The sequence below is a fragment of the Pseudomonas sp. GD03903 genome (assembly GCF_029840045.1).
Taxonomy (GTDB): domain Bacteria; phylum Pseudomonadota; class Gammaproteobacteria; order Pseudomonadales; family Pseudomonadaceae; genus Pseudomonas; species Pseudomonas pseudonitroreducens.
The window spans coordinates 26446-44738 of sequence record NZ_JAOCBT010000006.1; the positions used below are offsets into that span (position 1 = coordinate 26446).

20 protein-coding genes are annotated in these 18293 nt (G+C 64.3%); 5 read left to right on the plus strand and 15 right to left on the minus strand.

Annotation, left to right across the window (positions count from 1 at the left end):
* Positions 1-15: 15 nt before the first annotated feature.
* Both ribF and murJ read right to left on the minus strand, forming a co-directional pair.
* A complete protein-coding gene (gene ribF, locus N5C91_RS11025; protein ID WP_205339098.1) occupies positions 16-954 on the minus strand; it encodes a bifunctional riboflavin kinase/FAD synthetase in 939 nt (312 codons plus the stop codon).
* A gap of 106 nt (positions 955-1060) precedes the next feature.
* Positions 1061-2599 carry a murein biosynthesis integral membrane protein MurJ gene (murJ, locus tag N5C91_RS11030; protein WP_279829608.1) on the minus strand — a complete coding sequence of 513 codons (1539 nt, stop codon included), beginning with the start codon at positions 2597-2599 and terminating at the stop codon, positions 1061-1063.
* Between the two features lie 253 nt (positions 2600-2852).
* Between murJ and rpsT the strand changes: the two genes are divergently transcribed.
* On the plus strand, positions 2853-3122 hold the full coding sequence (gene rpsT, locus N5C91_RS11035; RefSeq protein ID WP_009617555.1) for a 30S ribosomal protein S20: 270 nt from the start codon (positions 2853-2855) through the stop codon (positions 3120-3122).
* A gap of 131 nt (positions 3123-3253) precedes the next feature.
* On the opposite strand, the gene N5C91_RS11040 is transcribed toward rpsT, so the two are convergent.
* The 5 genes from N5C91_RS11040 to rplU form a co-directional block, all read right to left on the minus strand.
* A complete protein-coding gene (locus N5C91_RS11040; RefSeq protein WP_226045986.1) occupies positions 3254-3709 on the minus strand; it encodes a CreA family protein in 456 nt (151 codons plus the stop codon).
* Positions 3710-3720: 11 nt separating this feature from the next.
* Positions 3721-4839: a glutamate 5-kinase gene (proB, locus tag N5C91_RS11045; RefSeq protein ID WP_279829611.1), complete on the minus strand. Its 1119-nt coding sequence runs from the start codon at positions 4837-4839 to the stop codon at positions 3721-3723.
* 204 nt (positions 4840-5043) lie between these two features.
* Entirely contained in the window at positions 5044-6264 is a 1221-nt protein-coding gene (gene cgtA, locus N5C91_RS11050) for an Obg family GTPase CgtA (RefSeq protein ID WP_024763079.1), read from the minus strand.
* Positions 6265-6423: 159 nt separating this feature from the next.
* Positions 6424-6681 (minus strand): 50S ribosomal protein L27, encoded by a 258-nt coding sequence (gene rpmA, locus N5C91_RS11055; RefSeq protein WP_017521622.1) that lies wholly within the window; start codon positions 6679-6681, stop codon positions 6424-6426.
* A 23-nt stretch (positions 6682-6704) separates the two neighbouring features.
* The gene (rplU, locus tag N5C91_RS11060) at positions 6705-7016 is read right to left on the minus strand and encodes a 50S ribosomal protein L21 (protein WP_015475683.1); all 312 of its coding nucleotides are present in this window, start codon (positions 7014-7016) and stop codon (positions 6705-6707) included.
* A 242-nt stretch (positions 7017-7258) separates the two neighbouring features.
* Between rplU and N5C91_RS11065 the strand changes: the two genes are divergently transcribed.
* Positions 7259-8227 (plus strand): polyprenyl synthetase family protein, encoded by a 969-nt coding sequence (locus N5C91_RS11065; RefSeq protein WP_279829617.1) that lies wholly within the window; start codon positions 7259-7261, stop codon positions 8225-8227.
* Between the two features lie 170 nt (positions 8228-8397).
* Complete coding sequence (locus tag N5C91_RS11070; RefSeq protein WP_024763077.1) at positions 8398-8622, plus strand: hypothetical protein; 225 nt, start codon at positions 8398-8400, stop codon at positions 8620-8622.
* 235 nt (positions 8623-8857) lie between these two features.
* Here the strand turns inward: N5C91_RS11070 and N5C91_RS11075 are convergent, their stop codons facing one another.
* The 6 genes from N5C91_RS11075 to N5C91_RS11100 form a co-directional block, all read right to left on the minus strand.
* On the minus strand, positions 8858-9475 hold the full coding sequence (locus N5C91_RS11075) for an FKBP-type peptidyl-prolyl cis-trans isomerase (protein WP_236200430.1): 618 nt from the start codon (positions 9473-9475) through the stop codon (positions 8858-8860).
* A 108-nt stretch (positions 9476-9583) separates the two neighbouring features.
* Positions 9584-9880, minus strand: coding sequence for a DUF6482 family protein (locus N5C91_RS11080; protein ID WP_037014909.1), 297 nt, complete (start codon positions 9878-9880; stop codon positions 9584-9586).
* A gap of 126 nt (positions 9881-10006) precedes the next feature.
* A complete protein-coding gene (locus N5C91_RS11085; protein ID WP_017521628.1) occupies positions 10007-10501 on the minus strand; it encodes a TIGR00645 family protein in 495 nt (164 codons plus the stop codon).
* Between the two features lie 202 nt (positions 10502-10703).
* Positions 10704-11045, minus strand: a complete 342-nt coding sequence (locus tag N5C91_RS11090; RefSeq protein WP_024763074.1) for a hypothetical protein — start codon at positions 11043-11045, stop codon at positions 10704-10706.
* Positions 11046-11191: 146 nt separating this feature from the next.
* Entirely contained in the window at positions 11192-13720 is a 2529-nt protein-coding gene (locus N5C91_RS11095; protein WP_236200431.1) for an ATP-binding protein, read from the minus strand.
* Between the two features lie 96 nt (positions 13721-13816).
* A complete protein-coding gene (locus N5C91_RS11100; RefSeq protein ID WP_236200432.1) occupies positions 13817-14140 on the minus strand; it encodes a TraR/DksA family transcriptional regulator in 324 nt (107 codons plus the stop codon).
* 230 nt (positions 14141-14370) lie between these two features.
* Here N5C91_RS11100 and N5C91_RS11105 point away from each other — a divergent pair, with 230 nt between their 5' ends.
* Together N5C91_RS11105 and N5C91_RS11110 are read left to right on the plus strand one after the other, a co-directional pair.
* Entirely contained in the window at positions 14371-14859 is a 489-nt protein-coding gene (locus N5C91_RS11105) for a DUF3015 domain-containing protein (protein ID WP_038803701.1), read from the plus strand.
* A 61-nt stretch (positions 14860-14920) separates the two neighbouring features.
* Complete coding sequence (locus N5C91_RS11110; protein WP_279829624.1) at positions 14921-16786, plus strand: DUF4105 domain-containing protein; 1866 nt, start codon at positions 14921-14923, stop codon at positions 16784-16786.
* Here N5C91_RS11110 and N5C91_RS11115 read toward each other — a convergent pair.
* Together N5C91_RS11115 and N5C91_RS11120 are read right to left on the minus strand one after the other, a co-directional pair.
* Complete coding sequence (locus N5C91_RS11115; protein ID WP_347815396.1) at positions 16780-17664, minus strand: SMI1/KNR4 family protein; 885 nt, start codon at positions 17662-17664, stop codon at positions 16780-16782. The genes N5C91_RS11110 and N5C91_RS11115 overlap by 7 nt on opposite strands.
* 45 nt (positions 17665-17709) lie before the next feature.
* Positions 17710-18279: an NADAR family protein gene (locus N5C91_RS11120; protein WP_279829626.1), complete on the minus strand. Its 570-nt coding sequence runs from the start codon at positions 18277-18279 to the stop codon at positions 17710-17712.
* Positions 18280-18293: the final 14 nt, after the last annotated feature.

Consider the following 18293-nt stretch of genomic DNA (forward strand, 5'->3'; position numbering starts at 1 on the left):
GCCTGTTCAGGATCTTCAATCAAGCGGTTGGCCCAGCCAGTAGGCTCGGGCGGCGGCGATGTCGGCGAGGATGGCCGCCTTGAGTGCCTCGAGCGAGGCAAAACGCTGCTCATCACGCAGCTTCTGGTGGAACGTGATATCCAGGTGCTGGCCGTACAGATCGCCGGCGAAATCCAGCAGATGCACTTCCAGATGGGGCCGACCGTCGCCATTCACGGACGGCCGGGTGCCGATGTTGGCAACCCCGTTCTGGCGCTGGCCAGCCACCATCGTGCTGACCAGGTAAACGCCATTGAGCGGCGCCTTGCGGCGCTTGAGCTGGATGTTCGCGGTGGGCGAACCCAGCGTGCGCCCCAGCTTCTGCCCGTGCAGCACGCGGCCGCTCAGGCGATACGGGCGCCCCAGCAGGCGTTCGACCATGTGCAGGTCGCCGTCGGCCAGGTCCTTGCGGATACGCGAGCTGCTCACACGCATGCCGTCGACTTCCACGGTGGTCGCGGCTTCGACGGTGAAGCCCTGCTCCGCACTGGCGTTGACCAGGAAAGCGAAGTCGCCGGAACGGTCGCAGCCGAAGCGAAAATCATCGCCCACTTCCAGATGGCGAACGCGCAGGCCCTCCACCAGCACCTGGCGAACGAACTCGGCGGCCGACAGCTCGCGCAGACGGCGGTTGAACGCCAGGCAGAGGACAAAGTCGACGCCGTACTGGCGCAGCAGTTCGAGCTTCTCGCGCAGGCGGCTCAGGCGCACCGGCGCGGCATCGGGCGCGAAATATTCGCGCGGCTGCGGCTCGAAGATCACCACGCAGCTGGGCACGCCCAGCTCCAGCGAACGCTCGCGCAGACGCCCCAGGATCGCCTGGTGGCCGAGATGGACGCCGTCGAAATTACCGATGGTGGCGACACAGCCCCCGGACAGGGGCCGCAGGTTGTGAAGGCCTCGAAGCAGCTGCATAGCGCGCGTATTGCTCAGAAAGTGGTCGATTATACCCACACCCGCCGCCGCGCGACAGGCAAAATGCCGTCGCCGCAAACGGATGCAATGCTTTGCCCGGCGAAGGCTACAGCACCGCGCGGCGGGAGAAGTCCCGCAGGCGGAAGCCGAGAAGCGCCAGCATACCGAAATAGGCGACCACACCGGCCACCACCAGCGCACCCAGGCGCACCAGGCGAATCGGCATGCCGCCCTGATCCCAGGCCGGCATGAAGTGCATCATGCCAATCAGCACCGCGCACATCACCAGTACAGCTACGACTAATTTGCCGATGAACTTGCCCCAGCCCGACTGCGGCTCGAACAGTTGCTGCTTGCGCAACTGCCAGAACAGCAAGCCCGCGTTCAGGCAGGCCGCCAGGCTGATGGCCAGGGCCAGGCCCGCGTGCTTGAGCGAGCCAATGAACACCAGGTTCATCAGTTGGGTGGAAACCAGGGTGAACAGCGCGATTTTCACCGGTGTCTTGATGTTCTGCCGCGCATAAAAGCCCGGCGCCAGCACCTTCACCAGGATGATGCCGAGCAGGCCGACCGCATAAGCGATCAGCGCGTGCTGGGTCATCAGGGCGTCGTGGGCGCTGAACTTGCCGTACTGGAACAGCGCGACGGTCAGCGGCTCGGCGATCACGGCCAGCGCCAGGGAGCACGGCAACACCAGCAGGAAGCACAGGCGCAAGCCCCAGTCCATCAGCCGCGAATACTCGTGGCGGTCATCGCTGGCGTAGGTCTTGGCCAGCGACGGCAGCAGGATGGTGCCCAGCGCCACGCCGAGCACGCCGGACGGCAGCTCCATCAGACGATCCGCGTAGTACATCCAGGACACGGAACCGGCAACCAGGAACGAGGCGAAGATAGTGTTGATGATCAGCGAAATCTGGCTGACCGAGACACCGAGGATCGCCGGCCCCATCTGTTTCATCACGCGCCAGACGCCGGAATCGCGCAGGTTGATGCGCGGCAGCACCAGCATGCCGATCTTCTTCAGGTGCGGCAGCTGATAAAGAAGCTGCGCCAGACCGCCAGCCAGTACCGCCCAGCCCAGCGCCATGATCGGCGGGTCGAAGTACGGCGTCAGGAACAGCGCGAAGAGGATCATGCTGACGTTCAGCAGGGTCGGCACGAAGGCCGGCACCGAGAAGCGGTTCCAGGTATTGAGGATCGCCCCCGCCAGGGAGGCCAGCGAGATCAGCAGGATATAAGGGAAGGTCACCCGCAGCAGGGAGCTGGTGAGTTCGAACTTCTCCGGCGAATCGACAAAGCCGGGCGCCGTCACCCAGATCACCCAGGGTGCAGCCAGCATTCCCAGTGCGGTGACCAGCGCCAGGATCAGCGTCAGCAGACCGGACACATAGGCGATGAAGGTGCGCGTCGCCTCCTCGCCCTGCTGGGTTTTGTACTCCGCCAGGATCGGCACGAAAGCCTGGGAGAAGGCGCCCTCGGCGAATATGCGGCGCAGCAGGTTGGGCAGCTTGAAGGCGACGAAGAAGGCGTCGGTGGCCATGCCGGCGCCGAACATGCGCGCGACGATCGTGTCACGCACGAAGCCGAGCACCCGCGAGATCATGGTCATCGAGCTGACCGCGGCCAGCGATTTGAGTAGGTTCATAGCGTCCAAAACAGGTAGAATGGCCGCCCCTGCCGGGCGCGGCACTGGCTTCGAGCGACTGCTCGAGCGCCAGGCGAAGCGCAGCAGTGTAGGGCCGCGGTGCGAATAAATCACCCCGTCCACCGGCCAGTGTGCGCCCGTCGCACCACTCGTCGGAGGTTGCCCATACCCTTGACAAGGCCTTGATGCAACGGCATTATTCGCGGCCTTAATTTATTCGCAACATCCCAAGTTTTTTTCGAGGAGCTCGACGGTGGCCAACACACCTTCCGCCAAAAAACGCGCCAAACAGGCTGAGAAGCGTCGCAGCCACAACGCCAGCCTGCGTTCCATGGTTCGTACCTACATCAAGAACGTAGTCAAAGCAGTCGACGCCAAGGACCTGCCGAAGGCCCAGGCCGCTCTGGTTGCTGCCGTACCGGTCATCGACCGCATGGCTGACAAAGGCATCATCCACAAGAACAAGGCCGCTCGCCACAAGAGCCGCCTGAACGCCCACGTGAAGGCCCTGGCCACCGCGTAAGCGTTCCGTTCTTGAAAAACCGGCCCCAGGGCCGGTTTTTTATTGCCTGCGATTTGCTTGCCGGACACTTATCCATAGGGCTGTTTTTCTGCAGGCAAAAAGAAAGGGCGGTCAACCCGCCCTTTTCTTTCTTACTTCTCAGGCCACGGCATGATCGGGATCGCCGTCACCGCATTCTGCGGACTGCCCTCGATCACCCGGTCGCTGTAGACCAGATAGACCAGCGCATTGCGCTTCTTGTCGAAGAAACGCACCACCTGCATGGTCTTGAACACCAGAGAGGTACGCTGCTGGAACACCACCTCGCCGTCCTTGAGCTCACCTGCAAAGCGGATCGGCCCCACCTGGCGACAGGAGATCGATGCCTCGGCACGATCTTCCGCCAGCCCCAGACCACCCTTCACACCGCCAGTCTTGGCTCGCGACAGGTAGCAACTGACACCCTCCACCTTGGGATCATCGAAAGCCTCAACGACGATCTTGTCGTTAGGCCCGACCCATTTGAAAACAGTGGACACCTCACCGACCACATCGGCGCGGGCCAATGCCGGCAGCAACAGCAGTGCAGCGATCAATCCCTTGCGCATGCGAACGCTCCTCAGACCAGAACCAGGTTGTCGCGGTGCACCAGCTCCGGACCATCGACATAACCCAACAGACCTTCGATCGCGTCGGTCGGCTGGCCGATGATCTTTTGCGCCTCGAGCGCACTGTAGTTGGCCAGCCCACGGGCGATCTCGCGACCCTGCTGATCCACACAGACCACCATCTCACCGCGCCGGAAGCTGCCCTGCACAGCCTTCACACCGACCGGCAGCAGGCTCTTGTGATCCTGCGACAGCGCCTTCACCGCACCATCGTCGAGCACCAGGGTGCCGCGCATCTGCAGGTGGCCGGCCAGCCACTGCTTGCGCGCGGCCTTGCGGCTCCGCTCGGGAGTCAGCAGCGTACCGAGACGCTCACCCACACGCAGACGATCCAGCACGCGCTCGATACGACCACCAACGATGACCGTATGCGCACCGGAACGCGCCGCGAGACGGGCCGCGCGCAGCTTGGTCTGCATGCCGCCGCGCCCCAGCGCGCCGCCCGTACCGCCAGCCACGGCATCCAGCGCCGCATCATCGGCACGAGCCTCGAAGATCAGTTGGGCATCGGGGTTATTGCGCGGATCGGCATCGAACATGCCGTCGCGATCGGTGAGGATCACCAGCAGGTCAGCCTCGACCAGGTTGGCCACCAGCGCCGCCAGGGTGTCGTTGTCGCCGAAGCGGATCTCGTCGGTGACCACGGTGTCGTTCTCGTTGATCACCGGGATCACGCCGAGATCCACCAGCGTGCGCAAGGTGTTGCGCCCGTTCAGGTAGCGCTTGCGATCGGACAGGTCGTCATGGGTCAACAGCACCTGAGCGGTCTGCAAGCCGTGCACGCCGAAGCTCGACTCCCAGGCCTGCACCAGGCCCATCTGCCCCACCGCGGCGGCCGCCTGCAGCTCGTGCATGTCACTAGGTCGAGCAACCCAACCCAGGCGACTCATGCCCGCCGCCACAGCACCGGAAGACACCAGCACCAGCTCGACGCCCGCGCAATGCAGCGCGACCATCTGCTCGACCCAGACCGCCATGGCGTCGCGATCCAGACCGCGACCATCGGCGGTCAGCAACGCACTGCCAATCTTGACTACCCAGCGCTTGGCGCCAGTTACCTTCTCACGCATACCCTCAACCTTAGAACCTGTCCAATGTCTGCCTGCGCTTGCCCATGCTGCGTTAAAAGCAGGCTCAAAATGCTCATTTACCACTCGTAAACTGCGCTTTTTCACCTGCTTTTGCCTTGCCTGAGCTGCGCTCGGCGAGACTTTGAACAGGCTCTAGAAGTCAGGCTTCACACGTTTCATCCGGACCGGCGGGCGCAGCTCCGATCAAGGCACGTAGAAGATTTCCGGCCCATCGCCGTCGTCTTCGTCATCCTCGAAATCATCGTCATCCACATCGTCGACATTCTTCAGACCAGAGCGACGCAGTGCACGGGCGTCGTCCAGAGCCTGCAGACGGGCGCGAGCCTCGTCTTCGATGCGCTGATCCAGGGCCGCCAGGGCTTCGCCATAGGCCGGCTCTTCCTCGATCCGCAGAGTGCGCTCGTCGAGGTACTTCATGATGTCCTGGCTCAGCTTCTCGGTGCCTTCGCGCTCCAGAGCAGAAATCACGTAGACCGGCCCCTCCCAACCGAGGCGCTCGACCACAGCCTGCTTGCGACGCTCCTGCTCCTCGGGCTCGAGGATCTGGTCCATCTTGTTCAGCACCAGCCAGCGATCACGCTCGGTCAGCGCCGGGCTGAATTTTTCCAGCTCGTGGACGATGGTTTCCGCAGCATCGGCCGGGTCACTCTCATCCAGCGGCGCCATGTCGACGATATGCAGCAGCAGGCGAGTACGCGCCAGGTGCTTGAGGAAGCGGATACCCAGGCCGGCACCTTCGGCGGCACCTTCGATCAGGCCGGGAATGTCGGCGACCACGAAGCTCTTGAAGCGACCGACGCTGACCACGCCCAGGTTTGGCACCAGGGTGGTGAAGGGATAGTCGGCAACCTTCGGCTTGGCGGCAGACACCGCACGGATAAAGGTGCTCTTGCCGGCGTTGGGCAGGCCGAGCAGACCGACGTCCGCCAGCACCTTCAGCTCCAGCTTGAGATCACGTGCATCGCCAGGCTTGCCTGGAGTGGTCTGGCGCGGCGCACGGTTGGTGCTGGACTTGAAGCGGGTATTGCCCAGACCGTGCCAACCACCCTGCGCAACCATGATGCGCTGACCGGCAACGGTCAGGTCGCCGATGATCTCCTGGGTATTGGCATCGATGATGGTGGTGCCGACCGGCACGGGCAGGACGAGATCGTCGCCCTTGGCGCCCGTGCAGTCCTTGCTGCCGCCGTTCTCGCCGCGCTGGGCGTCGAAACGACGGGTGTAGCGGTAGTCCACCAGGGTATTCAGGTTCTCGTCGGCCTCGAGATACACCGAGCCGCCGTCGCCACCGTCACCGCCGTTGGGACCGCCTTTCTCGATGAACTTCTCGCGGCGGAAGCTCATGAGGCCGTTGCCGCCGTCACCGGCTTTCACGTGGATGGATACTTCGTCGACGAATTTCATTGCGAACGCCTCCCGCCGAGCCGGCGGGTTGAAAATAAGAAAAGGAGCATAGGATACAGCCAAGTCCGCGCAAACGCCCGAACCGACAGCACCTCGCCTGGAAACGCCAGAAACAAAAAAGCCCCGTCGCGAGACAGGGCTTTTTCAGTGAGAGCTCGCTTAGGCAGCGACGACGCTTACATAGCGACGGCCAAAGGCGCCTTTCACTTCGAACTTGATCACGCCGTCGACTTTAGCGAACAGGGTGTGATCCTTGCCCATGCCAACGCCGTAGCCAGCGTGGAACTGGGTACCGCGCTGACGCACGATGATGTTGCCTGCTTTCACAGCCTGGCTACCGAACAGCTTCACGCCAAGGCGTTTGCTTTCTGAGTCGCGGCCGTTGCGGGTACTACCGCCAGCTTTTTTGTGTGCCATGAGTCAATTCTCCTGAAGAGGAATTAGGCCTGGATGCCGGTGATCTTGATTTCAGTGAACCACTGGCGGTGGCCCTGACGCTTCATGTGGTGCTTGCGGCGGCGGAACTTGATGATGCGCACTTTGTCGTGACGACCGTGGGAAACCACTTCTGCGGTCACTTTCGCGCCTTCTACCACCGGCAGGCCGATCTTGACGTCATCGCCGTTGGCGACCAGCAGGATGCGATCCAGGTTGATCGCTTCGCCGGTGGCAACGTCGAGTTTCTCGACCTTGAGGAATTCGCCTTCGGTGACTTTGTATTGCTTGCCACCAGTAACAATTACTGCGTACATCTGGATGTCTCCGTTAGACCTGCTCACCCGACGCTTTATAGAAAGAGGAATCGGTCGGCATGGCTGCATGGGGCCGGAAAGGACGCCCGTGCAATTGCGTAAGGCAGGATATGCCAGGGAAGTTCGGGGCCGCGATTCTACGCAAACACTCGGCGCGGATCAAGCCCCATGGGGCCTTGCCTTGACAGGCCTTCCCCCCGCCACCTAGCATGCCGCGCAATCTACGAGGAGCGCTGTCTTTAATGCAACCCCAGGCTTTCTATCGCGTGGTGGCGGACGACTTCACCGCCGTCGACGGCATCATCCGTCGCCAACTCACTTCCCGCGTTCCCCTGGTGGAAAAGATCGGCGACTACATCATCTCCGCCGGCGGCAAGCGCCTTCGCCCGCTGCTGGTGCTTCTCTCGGGCAAGGCCCTGGGCTATTCGGGCGATGACCTGAAGCTGCTGGCCGCCACCATCGAATTCCTGCACACCTCCACCCTGCTGCACGACGACGTGGTCGACGCTTCCGGCCTGCGCCGCGGCCGCGCCACTGCCAATGCCCAATGGGGCAACGCGCCGAGCGTGCTGGTGGGCGACTTCCTTTATGCGCGCTCCTTCGAAATGATGGTCGAGCTGGGCTCCATGCCGGTCATGCGCATCATTTCCCAGGCCACCCGCGTGATCGCCGAGGGCGAAGTACTGCAGCTGTCCAAGGTTCGCGACGCCAGTACTACCGAAGAAACCTACATGGAAGTCATCCGCGGCAAGACCGCGATGCTCTTCGAAGCGTCCACCCACAGCGCCGCTGCGCTGGCCGAAGCGCCGGCCGAGCAGGCCGAGGCGCTGCGCCTGTTCGGCGACGCCCTGGGCATCGCCTTCCAGTTGGTGGACGACCTGCTCGACTACCGCGGCGACGCTGCCAGCCTGGGCAAGAACGTCGGCGATGACCTCGCCGAAGGCAAGCCTACCCTGCCGCTGATCGCCACCATGCGCGACGGCACCCCGGAACAGGCCGCGCTGGTGCGCAAGGCCATCCAGCAGGGCGGCAGCCAGGATCTGGAAGGCATCCGCGCCGCCGTCGAGGCTGCCGGCGCCCTGGACTACACCGCCAACCTGGCTCGTGACTATGCCGCCCGCGCCATCGAGCACCTCAAGTCACTGCCGGACAACGAATACCGCGCCGCGCTGATCGAACTGGCCGAGTTCTCGGTCGCCCGCACACACTGATCCGCCGCTTCGCCAAAGCCCGCCCCGGTTCGCCGCGGCGGGCTTTTTATTGCCTAGCCGTTGACCGGGAACAACAGATCGTCGCCTGCGTGAAAATTTTTCCAATTCAGGCTTGCTATTGAGATAATAAGAATTATTCTCATTAAACGGTCTGCACGGAGGAACACGCCATGACCTACATGATCGACGCCTGGCTGGATCGCCCACATCCCTACCTGCGCATCCTGCATCGGGACACCGGGGAAGTCTGCGCGGTACTCGAAGAAGAAGCCCTGGATGAACTGCGTGAACAGGGTGGCCTGGAGCTGTCCGAACTGAGCACCAGCGAGCCACTGGTACTCAAGGAGCTGGTGCGCAACCTGTTCCTGTTCTGTTATGCCCGCGCACTGCGCTAGTCGACCACAACCACGGCTGCAAACAACCCTTGCAGCGGTGCCGAGAGGTTCGCGAGCAATGGCTGGGCGCCCCCCCTCGGTCCTACAAAAAGCGGGTGCAGTGTGAAGATTGCGGCGGTGCAGGACGCGCCGCCGGTGCTCCGCCGCCCGGGAGGCGGATGCACAAAGGGGCGCCGAAGCGCCCCTTTTCCTGCGGAGCGGCCAGGGATGGCGCTCCGCAGCGAACCCTCGGGAATCAGAGGATTTCCAGCAGCTCGACATCGAACACCAGCACACTGTGCGGCGGGATGCTGCCGACGGCCTGGCCGCCGTAGGCCAGCTCGCTCGGCACGTGCAGACGCCATTTGCTGCCAGCGTTCATCAGTTGCAGGGCCTCGACCCAACCGGCGATTACACCACCCACCGGGAATTCTGCCGGCTGGCCGCGCTCGTAGGAGCTGTCGAAGACGGTGCCGTCGACCAGGGTGCCGTGGTAGTGGGTACGCACGGTGTCTTCGCGGGACGGCTTGGCACCTTCGCCGCTGACCAGTACTTCGTACTGCAGACCGGACGGCAGGACAGTCACGCCTTCGCGCTTGGCGTTGTCCACCAGGTACTCGCGGCCAACGGCGGCGGCAGCTTCGGCTTTGGCCTGGGCTTCAGCCTGCATGCGCTCGCGGATCACCTGGAAGCTGGCGGACAGGGCCTCGCCCGGAACGCGGCTTTCGGCGCCGGCGTAGGCGTCGGACAGGCCAGCCAGGATGGCGTCGAGGGTCATGCCCGGAACCGGGTTCTCGCGCAGCTGGTCGCCCAGCTGACGGCCAATGCCGTAGCTGACGCGGGCTTCGTCGGTGGAAAGGTTGAGTTCGCTCATGGCGGCGCTCCGCTGGGGGTTCAAAAAAGGGCCGCCAGCCTAGCACAGATGCACCGCCGCCCCCACCGCGCGAGCCTCGCGCAGCGGGACGGGCCCAGCGCCCGGAACCTAATGCAACGGGATGGTCACGCCCGCGCCGATGTCGCGCTCATCGTCCATGCCGCACATCTCGTCGTGCACCACGGCATGTACCAGATGGAAGGGAACATTGGGCAACGCACGGAGCACTTCTCGCGCATGGGCAACGGAGCGCACGCTGATGACATGCCCGGCCTCGTCCTGGACTGGATAGAAGCGCGCGCCCATGCGTGCCTCCAACACGTAGATATCACCCTCCAGCGACACCAGGTTGATCTCGTCGATGTCGCCGGCGACGGAGCGGCTGGTCAGTTCCTGCAGATTCATGTGCTGCACCTCCTGCGGATTGATCCCCGCGGAAAGTCTTGACCAGCAGGCGCTCACCGCAAGCCGAAAACGCAACCGCCCGTCCGTTTTGCAACGGCCGGGCGGTTCGGATGACGCGGAATACCGTCAGTGATCGTGGCGCGTGGCCTTGTCCAGATAGCCCATGGCGAAGGCCGAGAGGACGAAGGTCAGGTGCATGATCACGTACCACATCAGCTTGTTGTCTTCGATGTTCTTGGCGTCCATGAAGATGCGCAGCAGATGGATCGAAGAGATCGCCACGATGGAAGCCGCCACCTTGTTCTTCAGCGAACTGGCGTCCATCTTGCCGAGCCAGCTGAGCTTTTCCTTGCCTTCGTCGATATCCAGCTGCGACACGAAGTTTTCGTAGCCGGAGAACATCACCATCACCAGCAGCCCGCCGACCAGGGCCATGTCGATCAGCGACAGCAGCACCAGGATCAGGTCCGCCTCGGCGATGCTGAAGATGCTGGGCAGGATGTGGAAGATTTCCTGGAAGAATTTGATGGTCAGCGCCAGCAGGGCCAGCGACAGGCCGATGTAGATCGGCGCCAGCAGCCAGCGCGCGGCGTACAGGGAGTTTTCGACGAATCGTTCCATGGTGCTCGCAGGGAGGTCGTGGGAAAAGGGCGGCCGCAGTATAGCGGATGACCTTTGCGAGTTATCCCGGCTTTCTATAGATAAATATGTCTGTGGATAAATAGGTGGGCGGCCACGGTATGAAACCGTAGCAGCCAAGCGCCCCGCGGCCTTCAGCGGATCGTGCAGGGACTGCCCAATCGCTCTCTGAGCCTTGAGAGCCTCAACCTTCGGGGCGGAACTGGAAGTTGCCGACATGGCGCGAGCGTTCGCCGTTCAGGCGGCGCAGTTCGCCTTGCAGGTGCAACTGCCAGATGGGGGGATCGTCTGCCACGATGTAGCCCTGCTGGGCCAGGCAGTCGGAGATCGCCTCGAGCACGCCTTCGGCCACGAAAGGCCCGCAGAACGGGCCCTGCGCCTTGATGGCGGTGGGCTGCGCACCGGACATGCCGGCGGCGCACAACAAGGTCCAGAGTCCATTCTCTCCGGCCAGCGGCCTGATCTCGCACTCGATGCGCGTGGTCAGCCCCAGACAGGGGCGGATAAGGCAGAGGTTACGCGGCATGGCGGCACCCTCGCGGTTGTCCTGGGATTGAGACTACACCCAGGTTCTGACACGCGAAAGTGCGGATTTATCCGGCCATCTTGCGGGCAACGGCATGAAAATGGCGCCGGTGGAATGTCCCCACCGGCGCCCTGCCCTGGCCGCACTCAGTCGGCGTCTTTCTTCTTGCGGGCACGTTCCTTTTTCACTGGAGCCTGGTCGACAGGAGCTTTGTCCACAGGGGCCTTTTCCACCGGCGCCTTCGGCTTGCTGGCGGGCTTGGCTGCGGCTGGCTCCTTGGCCGGCTTTTCCTTTTCCTCTTCGTCCATGCCCAGTTCGGAGATTTCCTTCAGGCGCTCGACGACACGGGCATTGACGCTGCCCTTGGGGAAATGACCCTTGGCATCCGGCGCACCGGCCGGTTCGCCGACCAGCAGGCTCAGCGCCTCGTCGGCCTGGCGCACGGCGTAGATATGGAACTCGCCGTTGCGCACCGCCTGCAGCACGCGCTCGTCGAGCATCAGGGTGGCAACGTTGGCGCGCGGGATAATCACACCCTGCTCCCCGGTCAGGCCACGCGCCTCGCAGAGACGGAAGAAGCCCTCGATCTTCTCGTTGACCCCGCCGACTGCCTGCACCTCGCCGAACTGGTTGATCGAGCCGGTGATGGCGAAGCATTGCCGCAGCGGCGTGCGCGACAGGGCGGAGATCAGCGTGCAGACCTCGCCCAGCGAAGCACTGTCGCCGTCCACGTAGCCGTAGGACTGCTCCAGGGCGATGCTCGCGGAAATTTCCAGGGGGAATTCCTGGGCATAGCGGCTGCCGAGGTAGCCGGTGAGGATCATCACACCCTTGGAGTGGATCGGCTGGCCGAGGTTGACCTCGCGCTCGATGTCGACGATGCCGCTGCCACCGGGATAGACCGTCGCGGAAATGCGCGCCGGCATGCCGAACGCCGAGTCGCCGACTTCCAGCACGGTCAGGCCGTTGCACTTGCCCACGGCGGCGCCTTCGCTGTCGATCAGGATGATGCCGGCGAGAATGTCGTCGAGGATTCGCGCCGACACGCGGCCGGTGCGGGTTTCCTTGGCCTTCAGGGCGCGCTCGATGTGACCCAGGTCGGTCACTTCCTGGCCGGCAAGCTGGCGGATGAAGTCCGCTTCGCTGACCAGTTGGAACAGGTCGCCGATGCGCGCCGAGAGCCGCCCCTGGTGCTCTGCCAGGCGGGCGCTGTAGGTGGCCAGGCGCGCGACGGCCTCGCGGGTCAGCGGCGCCAGTCCCTCTTCCGAGGTGCGGGTCTTGAGCAACTGGGCGAACTGTTCGAGGCTGTCTTCGGCGAGCGGGATGTCCTCGTCGAAGTCCACCAGCACGCGGAACATCTCCTGGAAGTCCGGGTCCAGGTCCTGCAGCGTGTAGTAGATCTGCCGCGAGCCGATGATGATCACCTTGATGTTCAGCGGGATCACCTGGGGCGTCAGGCTCATCGCGGTCAGGCGGCCGAGTTCGGCCAGTGGCGATTCCATCTTCAATTGACGCGACTGCAGCGCACGCTTGAGGGCGTCCCAGACGAACGGCTCGCTGAGCAGCTTCTCCGCTTCCAATACCAGGAAGCCGCCGTTGGCACGGTGCAGCGCACCGGGGCGCAGCTGGCGGTAGCTGGTGTACAGCGCGCCCTGATCGGAGGCGTACTCGATGCGGCCGAACAGGTTGTCATAGGTCGGGTGCGATTCGAACACTACCGGCGCGCCGCTGGTGGCGTGGTGGGCAATCGCCTGGTTCGGCGCGTACTGCTCCTCCAGGCTCTGCTTGCGCTGCGGATCGGTGCGCTCGGCGTCGACCAGCTGATCGACCACGGTCTTCAGCAGGTTGAGCTGCATGGCCTGCAGGTAGGCGCTGACCCCGGAGTTGTTGTTGTACTTCTCCACCAGCGGCGCCAGCAGCGGCTGCAGCGCCAGGGTGATGGTTTCCTCATTGAGCTGACGCAGCTGGTTGCTGGACTCGCGCTTCCATTGCGGCAGGCTGGAAAGCTCCTCGTTGAGATGCTCCTCGAGGTCGGCGATGTCGGCGTGGAAGCGCTCGCGCTCCTCTTCCGGCAGTTGGGCGAACTCGGCTTCATCCAGCGCCTTGCCGTCCTTCATCGGGGTGAAGGCGATGTTGGCGCTGTCGCGGTAGAGGGCGACTTCCTTCTCCAGCGCCAGGCGCTCGACGGTATCCAGGGCCTTGTCATAGCGCTGGTTGAAGGCGCGGTCGATGGCGCTCTTCTTCTGCTGGTACGCCGGGTTCTCGAACACCGAGGGGAAGGTGGAGAGCAGGTTGTCGATCAGATGGTCGATGTCGGTGCCGAACTCGGCGGCGCTGCCCGGCGGCAGCTCGATCACCCGCGGCTCGCGCGAGTCATCGAAATTGTTGACGTAGACCCAGTCGGCCGGCGTCGGCAGGCGCTTGCCCTCGGCCTTCAGGTAACGCTGCACGAAGGAAAAACGGCCGGTGCCCGGCTCGCCCATGACGAACACGTTGTACCCCGGACGCGGCATCGCCACGCCGAACTGCAGCGCCTCGACCGCACGCTCCTGTCCGAGCACGCCCAGGAAAGGCTCCAGTTCTTCGGTGGTCTTGAAGGGAAACTGTTCGGGGGTGAAGGGGCGGGTCAGTTCATCGGGCGCCAGGCGCAGGCCGGCAGCAACGGAATCGGGCATTGGAGGTCCTTGCTTCGGGCGGCGCGAGGCCGCGGAGATTCGTCCGCATTCTCGCGCCGCCCGCGCGCCACTGGCAAGGCAGTATTGGTGACAGTTTCAGTCCACTGCATCGGCGCAGCGCAGACAGTGCTCGGCGGCCGGCAAGGCATGCAACCGGCGCTCCTCGATGGCTTCGCCACAGCGTGCGCATTCACCATAGGTGCCGTCGGCCAAACGCAGCCGCGCCAGCCCCACCAGGCGCATGCCAGCCTCGGCTTCGGCCAGCAGGGCGCGCAACACATCGTCGTTCTGCCGCTGCTGGGCCTGTTCGGCGAAGTCCGGCGAATGGCTGCGGCCCAGGTCGCGGCGGATGGCCTCGGCGCGTTTGGAATATTCGGCTGCCAACTGGTCCAGCGCTGGCCGTGGATCGAAATCGACCATGACTACTTCCTCGCAAGGGAACTGATTCAAGTGTGGTCGGTTCCAAGCCTTCCGCCGCTGATACCGATCAACTGCCGGTCATCCGAGCCTTTCCAGTCGAGTCCGGCCATACTCGCTGCGGCAGCGGTTGCCTTGACACCTGCAAGGCATTGGAGAAAAGCTCTGGCCAGGCGCTGTTTCGCTGTCAGCGACTGATCAACGGTCCCCGACCTCAAAAAGAGAGAAAAAAGATGAAAAGGATTCTGCTCGGTACCCTCCTCGCCACCGCGTCCCTCAGTGCCCTCGCCGATGCTCCAGGCAGCGACGGCTGCGGCTGGGGCAACATGCTGTTCAAGGGCCAGCGCGGCACCGCTACCCACGTCCTGGCCGCCACCACCAACGGCACCAGCGGCAACAACACCTTCGGCATGACCACCGGCACCAACGGCTGCCACACCAATGGCGCGCTGACCTACGGCGGCAAGCCGATGATCGTGCTCAGCAGCATGATGGACGAGCTGTCCGAAGACATGGCCAAGGGTGACGGCGAAGCGCTGACCACCTACGCCGTGGTGCTGGGCGTCAAGCCCGAGGATCGCGCGCACTTCGCCCAGGTCACCCACGAGCACTTCGCTCAGATCTTCAACAAGTCCGACGTGACTGCCGAGGACGTCTACGCCAACACCCAGGCCGTCCTGAAACAGGACAGCACCCTGGCCAAGTACGCCGAACAGGCCTGACGGCCAACGCGAGCCCGCCCGCTCCGGGCGGGCTCACCTTTCCCTTCCAGTAGCCCACTCGATGCCCAAACGCCTGTTGCCCTGGATGGCGCTGTGCGCCTGCACCCCACTGCTGGCTTCGCCGGCGATCGATCCACAACGTCTGCAGACACTGGCCGACGAACCCTACTGGCTGGCCCTGGGTCACTATGAACACGCCAAGCTCGGCGGCTGGCGCAGCTTCGTCGACGACCCGAAGTTCTTCCTCGCCAAGGACGGAGAGCGCCATCCGCAATCCGAACTGGCCGCCACCGTGAAGGCCCTGTACGCCCCCGCGAGCCTTGGTGACAAGCATGCCCAGTGCGCCTACCCGGCGCGCACCCGCTGGCTGCGCCAGCAGTTGCAGCTCGACGACCTGCCGGCGGTCGAGTGCAAGGAATTCACCACCTGGTACCAGGACATCAACCCGCACAGCGCCGTGCTGGTGTTCCCGGCCGCCTACCTGAACAGCCCGTCCTCGATGTTCGGCCACACCCTGCTGCGCATCGACCAGGCCGACGTCGACTCCGACAACACCGCCCTGCTCAGCTACGCGCTCAACTTCGGCGCCTACATCGAGGGAATGGACAACAGCATCCTCTACGCCTGGAAGGGCCTGATGGGCGGCTACCCCGGCCTGTTCGCCCTGGTGCCCTACCGCGAGAAGCTCGCCGAATACAGCCGCCTGGAGAACCGAGACCTCTGGGAATACCGCCTGAACCTGACGCCGGAAGAAACCGCGCGCATGGTCGAGCACGTCTGGGAGCTGAAGCAGATCCGCTTCAAGTACTACTTCTTCGACGAGAACTGCTCCTTCCGCCTGCTGGAGCTGCTGGAGATCGCCCGCCCAGGCACCGAACTCACCGACCACTTCCCGCTCACCGCCATCCCCACCGACACGGTGCGCGCGGTGAAGGACGCCGGGCTGATCGACCGGGTGGACTACCGGCCATCCCGCGAGCGCGAGCTGCTGGCCCGTGGCCAGCCGCTGAGCCACGACGAGAAAGTGCTGGCACGGCGCATCGCCGATGACGACGGCCAGTTGCAGAGCCCCGAGTTCGCCGCCCTGCCTGCCGACCGCCAGGCCCTGGTGCAGGACACCGCTTTCCGCCTGGTACGCTACCGCGCCACCGGCCAGGAGCGCGACCAATCCACCGCCTCACGCAGCTACAACCTGCTCAAGGCGATCAACCAGAACCCGCCGCCGACACTGGACGTGGAGCGCCCCGGCCAACCGGAGAACGGCCACGAATCGCGTACCTGGCAGGTCGGCGCCGGCAGCCGCGACGGCGAAGCCTTTGCCCAGTACGGGCTGCGCATGGCCTACCACGACCTCGACGACAACGCCTACGGCTTCCCGCTGGGCGCACAGATCGAGATCGGCCAGCTCAAGCTGCGCCAGTACGAGGGCAACCGCTGGCAACTGCAGCAACTGGACCTGGTCACCATCCGCTCCATGACACCGCGCAACGAGCTGCTCAAGCCATTGTCCTGGCAGGTCGCCGGCGGCTGGGAGCGGGTAATCGGCAAACACAGCGACAACGACCACGACACCCTGGTCGGCCACCTCAATGGCGGCGCCGGCGGCAGCTGGAAGCTGACCGACGACCTGCAGGCCTACGCCCTGGGTACCGCGCGCATCGAGAACAACCAGGACTTCGCCGCCACCATCGCCCCGGCCATGGGCTTCGACACCGGCGTGCTATGGAGCAACCCACTGGGCAATCTAAGCCTCGAAGGCAAGGGCGACTACTTCCACAACGGCGAAGTACGCCGCACCCTGAGCTTCGGCCAGCAGGTGGAACTGGGCCGCAACCTCGGCCTGCGCCTGTCGGCCCAGCGTGAGTTCAGCCATGAGGCCAGCCCCCGCAGCGAAGTGATGCTGGAGCTGCGCTGGTACCACTACTGATCCAGTTGGCGCTCCGCGATGCCCTGCTCGGCAAACCACCGCACCAGGGCTTCGCGCTGCATCACCCGCGCGTGCACCGGCGCATTTCCACCGCCGGTCAACAGCCGGCCAAGGTCGCAACCCTGGTCGCGCAGCTGTTCCAGCAACGCGATATCGTTGCTGCGCACCGCGTGCATCAGGGCCAGGCGCTGCAGCTCCGCTTCCCCGGCGATGTGCCCCCGCTCAAGCGCCGCGCGCCAGTCGCGCAGCAGCAGCCGCAGCGAATCCTGCAGCCGTTGCGCCAGCGCTTCACCCTCGGCGCCCGAGGCGGCCAGCTCATCCAGTGCCTCGAGCAGTTCCTGCCCGCAGTCCGCGCCCTCGACGAACGGGTCCTCATCGAAGCCCAGCAGCGCAAACAGACCGGTTAGATCGTCGGCCACCCGGGTCAGCGCATCCTCGTGCAGGCGCAGCGGCCAGGCTGGCGGCAATGCGCGGCTCCAGGCGTAGACAGCACCGAACTCTTCCGCCTCGACGCAAACGTAGACCCGCTCCAGGTACTCGAAACCGCCGATGGGCAGGAAGCCCACGCGCCCATCCCATTGCTGGCCATTCTCGTCGGCGACTTCCGCCGCGCATTCCTGTTCATGCTCCAGCCAGCCCCACAGGTCGTGGTAGCCGTCGCTGTCCGGATAGAACAACTCGTTGAAGGAATAGGGATGCAGATGACCGCCGTAGTCCACGCACAGCTCGTAGTCCAGGCGACCACCGAAGGCGCAGCGCCACAGGGCGACCAGCTCGGGCGGCAGCGAGCTGCCCAGGCGTCGTTCGATTTCGGCCAACTGGGCAGCACTGATCGGCGGCTGCGCGTCGTGGATGATGCGCCCGGCGAACCAGGCCAGGCCAGGCGATGCTCGCGCAGCAGTTGCTGCTGCGCCGGTGTGAACTCAGGCATCTCGCCCTTCCTCGCGCAGTGTGGCGCGCGCGCCCATCAAGGCGAAGCCCAGCAGGTTCAGCCCGCGCCAGCGTCTCGGATTGCCCGCATCAGGGTGATCGGCCGCCAGGCCAATGCCCCAGATCGCATCCACCGGGCTGGCCTCGACCAGCACGCGATCGCCCGTGCCCAGCAGGAACTCGCGCAAGGCAGGGTTCTGCCCGAACTTCGCGACGTTGGCGCGGGTCACGATATCCAGGCGTACAGCGTTCCAGGCTACGTCGTCGAAGCCGAGGATCTCGCGGCCGATGGACTTCGCCTCGGCCGGCGTACGTGCCGCGAGAATCCGCGCCAGCGCCGCCTCGTCGCCGAACAGCCGGGCCTTGCCGGCCATCATGTAGTGCTCGGCGCTGCTGTAGGTCACGCCGTCGATCTCGAAGTCTGCCTCGAACCACTGGCTGAAGCAGCTCTTGTCGACTTCCACGGAGCGCTTGGGACGATGCCCCCAGAAGCACAGGTACTTGAACGCTTCGCCCGCCTCGATGCGCCGGCACAGCTGCTCGACATTCATCGGCTCATCCATGATCGGCTCCTTGC